Annotated in this window: 6 protein-coding genes and 1 pseudogene; 3 read left to right on the top strand and 4 right to left on the bottom strand. The window is 70.6% G+C overall.

The annotated features are described in order from the left end of the window. Positions 1-1,354, top strand: a 1,354-nt coding sequence (locus tag NS220_RS14770) for a S1C family serine protease (RefSeq protein ID WP_058624786.1), incomplete at its 5' end; no start/stop codon positions are given. 141 nt (positions 1,355-1,495) lie between these two features. After that, entirely contained in the window at positions 1,496-2,320 is an 825-nt protein-coding gene (locus NS220_RS14765; protein WP_346335429.1) for a CDP-glycerol glycerophosphotransferase family protein, read from the top strand. On the opposite strand, the gene NS220_RS14760 is transcribed toward NS220_RS14765, so the two are convergent. After that, a complete protein-coding gene (locus tag NS220_RS14760) occupies positions 2,317-3,342 on the bottom strand; it encodes a glycosyltransferase family 2 protein (RefSeq protein ID WP_242864630.1) in 1,026 nt (341 codons plus the stop codon). The two genes, NS220_RS14765 and NS220_RS14760, sit on opposite strands and share 4 nt — an antisense overlap. On the opposite strand from NS220_RS14760, the pseudogene NS220_RS20630 reads away from it, so the two are divergent. Continuing rightward, positions 3,341-4,499, top strand: a pseudogene (locus tag NS220_RS20630) (hypothetical protein). The gene NS220_RS14760 and the pseudogene NS220_RS20630 overlap by 2 nt on opposite strands. On the opposite strand, the gene NS220_RS14750 reads toward NS220_RS20630, so the two are convergent. The 3 genes from NS220_RS14750 to NS220_RS14740 form a co-directional block, all read right to left on the bottom strand. Continuing rightward, the gene (locus NS220_RS14750; protein WP_058624784.1) at positions 4,496-5,833 is read right to left on the bottom strand and encodes a maltokinase N-terminal cap-like domain-containing protein; all 1,338 of its coding nucleotides are present in this window, start codon (positions 5,831-5,833) and stop codon (positions 4,496-4,498) included. The pseudogene NS220_RS20630 and the gene NS220_RS14750 sit on opposite strands and share 4 nt — an antisense overlap. Before the next feature lie 71 nt (positions 5,834-5,904). After that, positions 5,905-6,843: a hypothetical protein gene (locus NS220_RS14745; RefSeq protein WP_058624783.1), complete on the bottom strand. Its 939-nt coding sequence runs from the start codon at positions 6,841-6,843 to the stop codon at positions 5,905-5,907. Positions 6,844-6,915: 72 nt separating this feature from the next. Continuing rightward, on the bottom strand, positions 6,916-7,608 hold the full coding sequence (locus NS220_RS14740) for an NTP transferase domain-containing protein (RefSeq protein WP_058624782.1): 693 nt from the start codon (positions 7,606-7,608) through the stop codon (positions 6,916-6,918). Positions 7,609-7,949 lie beyond the last annotated feature (341 nt).

Below are 7,949 nucleotides of genomic sequence, written 5' to 3'. Positions count from 1 at the left end.
CCCCCAGGGGTACGCGGCCGCCCCCTCCGGTGCGACCGGCCCCACCGGACACGCCTTCGGCCCGGCCGCGGGGGGACACGACCCGCACGGTCAGCACCCCACGTTGACCCTTCCCGAGTCGGGGACCCCCGCGAAGCCGCGCAAGAAGAGCAACGCGCCCCGGGTCGCGGCCTTCCTCGTCGCCGCAGCCCTCGTCGGAGGCGGCGCGGGCCTCGGCGGCACGTACGTCGGGCTCTCGCTCTGGGGCGGCTCGAACTCCGCCGCCGTCGCGGGACCGACCGCGGTCACGGTCAACAACCCCGAGGACGTCAACAACACCACCGCCGTCGCCGCGAAGGTCGTCCCGAGCGTCGTGACGATCCAGGCCCTGGAGGGCCAGACGGGCGACACAGGTTCGGGCGTCATCCTGAGCAAGGACGGCTACATCCTCACCAACAACCACGTCGTCACCATCGGAGGCAAATCCGCCAACCCGAAGGTGTCCGTCACCACCTCCGACGGTCGCGTGTTCTCGGCGAAGATCGTGGGCACCGATCCGACGTACGACCTCGCGGTCATCAAGCTCGACAACGCCTCCAACCTCACCCCGATCGAGTGGGCCGACTCGTCGAAGCTCAACGTCGGCGACAACGTCTCCGCCGTCGGCGCTCCGCTCGACCTTCCCAACACCGTCACCACGGGTATCGTCAGCGCGCTCAACCGGTCGATCCTCGTCGCCTCGTCGGCCGCGCCCAAGGACGGCACCGAGTCCGAGGACGGCTCGGGCTCGGGGGGCAATGAGAACCCGTTCTTCTTCGACTTCGGCGAGGGGCAGCAGGGTCAGCAACAGCAGGCGACCGCGTCGATCAAGATCGCCGTCATCCAGACGGATGCCGCCATCAACCCCGGCAACTCCGGTGGCGCGCTCGTCGACGACCAGGGCAAGCTGATCGGCATCAACGTCGCCATCGCCAGCGCCGGAGGATCGTCGTCGGGAGGCCAGTCCGGCAACATCGGCGTCGGTTTCGCCATCCCGTCCGACGTCGCCAAGCGCATCTCGCAGGAGATCATCGACAACGGCTCCGCCACGCACGGCCTGCTCGGGGCGAACGTTCAGGATGCCGCGGGCATGCAGGGTGCGACCACGACGGGCGCCTACATCGCGGTGGCCGTCGACGGCGGCGCCGCCCAGGCCGCGGGCCTCGAGAAGGGCGACATCATCACGAAGTTCAACGGCATCCCCGTCACGAACTCTGCTGATCTGACCGCGCAGGTCCGCGCCGTCGCCGCGGGTTCCTCGGCGGAGGTCACCTACGTCCGCAACGGGCAGGAGAAGACCGTCCAGGTCACGCTCGGGAAGATGCCCACCAACTGACGCCCCGGCGTCGGACGCCACCCCGCGATAGGCTCGCGGGGTGGCGTCTTTCTCGTTCGGGGCGGGAAATGCGCGAAAACTCCGCCGTATTCCGCTTTATCTCGCGGGCAGGCTGCTCACGTCACTGATCCCAATGACTGGTTGCGCCGTCGGTTCGTCCGGCGTCGCGGTCAGACGGTGCTGCAGACCTGGCACGGAACGCCGCTGAAGCGCCTGGCGCTGCACCGACCGGGGTTCGACGCACGGCGCGCGGTGGCCGTGGTGCGCGAGGCGCGGCGGTGGGACGTGCTCCTCGCCCAGGGTCCGTACGCCGCCCGCGTGCTGACCAAGGCGTACGCCTTCCTGCGTCGCCCGGTGTGGATCGAGGGCTACCCGCGCAACGACGTCTTGCACACCGACGACGGGGCGCGAACCCGGCGGGCACTGGGGATCGGCGCCGAGGAGCGCGTGCTGTTGTACGCGCCGACCTGGAGGGACGATCGCGAGGCGATCGTCGACTTCGTGGACCCGACCACGCTGGCGAGAGAGACCGACTCGGTCGTGCTCGTGCGGGGGCACTCGCGCACGCTCCTGCCCGGCGAGGACGCCCGCGGCCCGCGGGTGATCGACGTGACGGGGTATCCCGACACCGCGCGCCTGCTCGCCGTCGCGGACGCGCTCATCACCGACTACTCGTCGGTGATGTTCGACGTCAGCATCACGGGCAAGCCGATGTACTTCCTCGTGCCCGACCTCGAGCACTACCGCGGGGCGATGCGGGGGTTCTACTTCGACCTGCTGGATGCCGCCCCCGGTCCCGTCGTGCGCACGCAGGCCGAGCTGTCGCGCGCGATCGAGGAGGTCGATCCGTCGATCTTCCGCGAACGCTACGAGAGGTGGCAGCGGATCTTCAACGCCCGCGACGACGGGCGCGCGGCGGAGCGCGTGGTGGCCCGGATCCTGGACCGGGGCTTCGTCGACCGCTAGGGCAGCGGGGTGTTGCGCCCGTCCAACCGAGAGGTGTCGACGGTGTCGCGGGCGCCGCGCGCCACGCCCCAGAGGAAACCCGCGCCCCACGACAGGTGCATCGAGGGAAGGACGGCAGCCGTCCAGGCGCGGTCGCGCCACCCTCGGCCGCCGCCCCGTCCCAGGGCGGCGACGGCGACCAGCACCGCGTACGCGAGGACGGGGAGGTGGACGAGAGATGCCGCGGCCGAGCGGCGTCCTTTCGCTCGGCGTCCCCCCTGCCACACGCTCGTGAACGTCGAGAGAGCGACGGCGCCGACGAGGGCGGGGGGCGCGAAGAAACGCAGCGAGTTGCGGCGCCCGTAACGGCGGACCAGCTCGCCTCGCCAGGCGCCGGTGGCGCGGAACTGCCGCACCAGTCGCGTCCAGCTCTCTCGTGGCCAATAGACGACCGACAGGGCCGGATCGAACCAGACACGGTAGCCGGCACGGCGCAAGCGCAGGTTGAGCTCCCAGTCCTCGCCACGCCGGATCGAGGGATCGAAGCCGCCGACCTCGTCGAGAGCTGCGCGACGCATGACGCCGAGGTACGCCGACTCCGCCGGGCCCTCGGCCGCTCCGCCGTGGTAGGCGCCGCCCCCCAGCCCGGCGCGCGAGTTGTAAGCGCGCGCCACAGCGCGCTGGAAAGGGGAGCGCCCGTCGGCGCGCATGACTCCGCCGACGTTCGCCGCCCGGGTGCGGGCGAGGGTGGCCAACGCCCGACGCGTGTAGCCGGGGGAGAGCTCGGAGTGGGCGTCGACCCGCGCGACGGTCGGGAAGCGGGTCGCGGCGAGGGCGAGGTTCAGGCCCACCGGGATGTCGGCATCCGGATTGTCCACGAGGACGATGCGCTCATCCGCGGCGGCGAGCTCCCGCGCGATCGCGGTGGTGCCGTCGGTCGATGGACCGAGGGCGAGCACGATCTCGACCGGCCCCGGGACGTCCTGGGCGAGGGTCGAGGCGACGGCGCGACGGAGGTACCGCTCCTCGTTCAGCACGGGCATGACGAAGCTGGCCGAGCGAGGACCCCTCCCCGAGCGGGCATTCCGCATCGCCGTGTACTTCGCCGACGGCGCCGTGAACCTGTATCAGATGCGCCAGTGGTACGCACCGCTGCGCGAACTCGCCGAGACGTGGCCCGTCGTCGTGATCAGCCGCACCGTCCGCGGTGCCGACGCCCTGCTGAAGGACAAGGAGCTGCCGGTGGCCTTCGCACCCACCGTGCGCGACGTCGAGCAGGTGCTCGCCGAGCAGGACATCCGTCTCGTCTTCTACGTGAATCAGAACACGCGCAACTTCCAGATGTTCCGCTACGGGCGCCGGTGGCACGTGTTCATCAACCACGGCGAGTCCGACAAGATGTACATGACCACCAACCAGTTCAAGGCGTACGACTACGCCTTCGTCGCCGGGGACGCCGCCCGCGCCCGGCTCGGGCGTGTGCTCTGGGACTACGACCTCGACCGCCGGACATTCTCGATCGGTCGCCCGCAGGCCGACCACGCCGTCGGCCATCCGCCGTACCCCGCCGATGATCGTACGGTGGTGCTGTACGCGCCGACGTGGGAGGGCGATCGTCCCTCGGCTCACTACGGCTCCGTTCGGACGCACGGAGAGGCGCTCGTGTCGGCGCTGCTCGCAACGGGGCGCCATCGCGTCGTCTATCGTCCGCACCCGCGCTCGGGGGTCGTGGATCCGGAGTACGCCGCGGCGAATGGTCGGATCATCGCCGCCCTCGCCGCCCCGAACCGTGCCGATCCGTCGGCGCACCATGTCCACGACACCTCGGCGACGCTGGGGTGGCAACTGCGGTCCGCCGATCTGGCCGTGCTGGACATCTCGGCGATGGTGTACGACCGACTCGCCTTCGCCGCCCCCCTGCTCATCACGCGACCGCGCGACCCCGAGGCCGAGGTCGACGAGAGCGGCTATCTCTCCGCGTGCGAGTGGCTGGATGCCGAGTCGTCCGGCGACATCGTGAGAGAGGCCGACCGCCTGCTCGGCGACCCCGAAGCGGGGGAGCGCCTTCGTCACTGGGGTGCGGTACTACTTCGGGGACACCACCCCCGGAGCATCAAGCGCGCGTTTCCACGCCGCCGTCGACGAACTCATGAGCCGGTGGGAGGGCTGGGACGCCCGCGCGGGCGGCGGCTCGGACTAGTCGGCGGAAGTGAGGCGCCCGATCGCCGCGAGCGGGATGCCGAGCCAGTCGGGCCGGTTCCGCGTCTCGTAGATCGCCTCGTAGACGGCCTTGTCGAGCTCGAACGCCGCGAGCAGATCGCCCCCGCCCGGGATGGTGCCGCCCGCGGTCGCGGCATAGCCGTCGAGGAACGCCTCCTGCGCGGCGATGACCCAGGCGCGCACGACGGCGCCGTCGTCCTCGGCGATCGCGCCGGAGACGTAGTCGAACGAGCGCAGCATGCCCGCGACGTCGCGCACGGCGAGGTCGGGGAGCACCCGCTCCTCCATCGGGCGGAGGGGTTCTCCTTCGAAGTCGAGCAGGACCCAGCCGTTGCTCGGCGTGTACAGCACCTGACCGAGGTGCAGATCGCCGTGGACGCGCTGCAGGGCGGGCCACGCGTTCGCGGCCGCCCGGGCGTACACCTCGCGGATGCGGTCCACGTGCGGTGCGAGGGCGGGCACCTCGGTCACGGCGATGGCGAGACGACGGCTCCACGCCCCCACGACCGCGGCGCGGTCCGTCTCCTGCGGCTCGCGCGTGGGGAAGGCAGCGGCCAGGGCGACGTGCATGCGGGCCACGGCCTCGCCGAGGGCGCGGGCCGGCTCGCGGAAGTCCTCGTTCGCGCCGGCGGCGTCGAGCGCCACCCGCCACGCGTCCTCGACCCCCTCGAAGAACTGCTGCGCGAAGGCGAGCGACCCCACGATCGGCACCCCCTCGGGTGAGGCCCACTTTCCGCGCACCTCGCCGATCGCCGCCGGGACGAAGGTCGCTCCGGCCGCCGCCAGGGCCGTCGGCAGCTCCACGTCCGGGTTGACCCCGCCGTTGACCTGACGGAAGAGCTTGCAGATGACCGGGACGCCATCCCCCTCGGGGCGGAAGATGATCGACGTGTTGGACTGTTCTCCGCTCAGCACCCGCGCGCTCGCACGCGCGGCCGGGGCGCCGATCTTGGGCGACGGAAGGGTGCGCGCGGTGAGGTCGGGGTCGCCCGAGAGCTCCGTGTCCGGGGTGGTCACCGCGCGGTACAGCAGTTCCGTGAACGCGTCGTCGGTGGTGGCATCCGCCCACACGGTGTCTTCGGAGGCGGTGCCGATGAGGCTGCCCGGGAGGACGCTCCCCGCCGGACGCTTCACCACCGGAACCTGGTACACGATCGCGGGTTCGGCCGCGTCGTCGCGCACCAGCAGCAGCTGAGTATCCGGTGCGGTCACCTCCCACAACGCGACCACGCTCAGGCGGGGATCGCGTCCTTTCGTGCCGTACCAGCGCTGCCGCGGCATCCAGACCGCGAGGGAATCGAGGAGGTCGCCCATGCCGTGAGAGTAGCCGGACGAACCGATCGCCGCGCGGGTCTTGCGCCAGGCCTCCGCGGGATGCGAAGGACTCAGGATGCCGTTTCGCTGCCGGATTCGTGCTCGATCGGGGCTGTCTTCCCGCGGTGCGGAAGTGCTTTGCGCGCGATCGCGCCCGTTCGTCGTGCCGCTCCGCCTACGGCGCCGGCGAGCGCGTCGCCGACGCGCTGCACGCCGTGCACGGCGGCGTGCTCGAGGCGCTGCGCGCCGGGACGCGGTTCGACGTCCGCGGGGAGGATCAACGGGGGAGGGCCGAACGCCCGGCGGGAGTTGACGAGGACCCGCCGGCCGAGGATGTGGTTGCCGGCCCCTCCCACGACCGCGCCCACGCCGAACGGTAGCGCCTTGCCGAGCCACGACGCGCCACCGCGCGCGGCGAACTGCCGCGCGAAGGTCGTCTTCAAACGGTCGACGAGCGGACCGACGGCGGCGCGCGGAAGGGTCTTCGTGACGAGATCGCCCCAGTACGTCGATCGGCTCGCACCACGACCCGCCGCCTGAGCGGCCAGCTGCGCGACGAGGTCGGTGCCCTCTCTCCCCAGCAGCAGAGTGAGGACGAGGGCGCGTGCGCGATCCGGGTCGTCGATCGCCACACCGTGGACCTCGGCGACCGACTGCGCGTACAGTGCGGTCGCCTCGAGGAACCCGACGGTCTCGACGCCGCTGAGCGCCAACGTGATCCCCGTCGTGATGCCCGGTATCACGGCGGTCGCTCCCACCGCCGCGCCGCCGGTGGTCACCGCCGTCAGGTAGCGGCGTTCGAGGATTCGCAGGATCTCTTGCGTGCCGGCCTCACGGTGCCGCAGCCGAATGCTGCGCAGGTGAGCGAGCACGACGGGACGCTGCACCGCGAGCGCGCGATCAAGCAGTCGGATGAACGTGGGGTGCTCCTCGGACCCCACCGGCGGGAGCCCGCCCTTCCAGGGAGCGTCGTCCGACAGGGAGTGGATGCGATGCACCTTCTCGGCCATGCCGCCATCCTCTCCCGAGACCGCCCCGCACGGGGGCGTCTTGACGCGCGTCGCCGGACGATCGTCGTCGCGTCAGACGAACAGGTTGGCCCGCTCCAGGTCTTCGGCGAAGTCGACCTCCACGGCGTAGAGGTCCGAGATGTCGAGCGGTTCGACGTGCAGACCGTCGTGGGCGATGGCCAGCTCGATGCCGCGTTCGAAGTAAGCCTGGTCACCCACGCGTTGCAGGTGACGCATCAGCGCTTTCTTGTCGCGAGAGGAGATGTAGTTGATACCGACGGCCTCGCCGACGCCGTCGGCCACGACCTTGGAGAGTTCGTGAACGAAGCCCTCGGCGTCGACGGTGTACTTGACCTCTTCGTCACTGACGTTCGCCGTGTCCACGGTCACGAAGGACCGGTCGTCTTCGAGGAGTCGAACGGCACGACCCAGCACGCGCGGATCGAAGACCACGTCGCCGTTCATCCACAGCACGCCAGATCGCCCGGTCTTGGCGAGCGCACGAAGAAGGCTCTTGGAGGTATTCGTTTGGTCGTAGCGATCGTTGTAGACGTAGTCGGCCGTGGGGAAGGCGTCGACGATCGTCTCGGCTCGGTATCCGACCACCGTCGTGATGCGGGCGGCGCTCCCGAAAGCGGCACGGATGTTGTCGTGCTGCTGTTGCATGATGCTGCGGCCGTCAGCGAGCACGGTGAGGGGTTTGGGCAGGCTGCGCCCCAGCCGCGAACCCATACCCGCGGCGAGAATCACGATCTGAACAGTCAAGGCAGGCTCCTGGGGGGATGAGTCGTCATGTCCGGTCCACCGGAATGTCACGCCTTTGTGTTCTCTCGATGTTAAAGAGGGGCCGGCTGGGAAGAGGGTGACTCGCCCGACTCGTCGCGCTTTCGTGATCGGCTACACCATGTCGCTTCTCTTCGCCTCGCGTACGGCGGTGTCGGAGGGGCTTGCTAGTTTGGAGTGATGACAGCGTCGCTGCCGCAGCCCCAAGAATCGTCCTCCCCTCGGTCGGACGGCGACGCGGCGAGCGCCGATCCCTCGCCCGAAACGCCCCCTACGCCGAAGCCGCGTACCCCGCGTGCGCCCCGCGCGACGACTCCCCGGGC

This window comes from Microbacterium testaceum (genome assembly GCF_001476655.1).
Lineage (GTDB): Bacteria > Actinomycetota > Actinomycetes > Actinomycetales > Microbacteriaceae > Microbacterium > Microbacterium testaceum_C.
The sequence above is the reverse complement of the archived record's forward strand: the minus strand, read 5'-3'. Positions and strand labels throughout refer to the sequence as shown.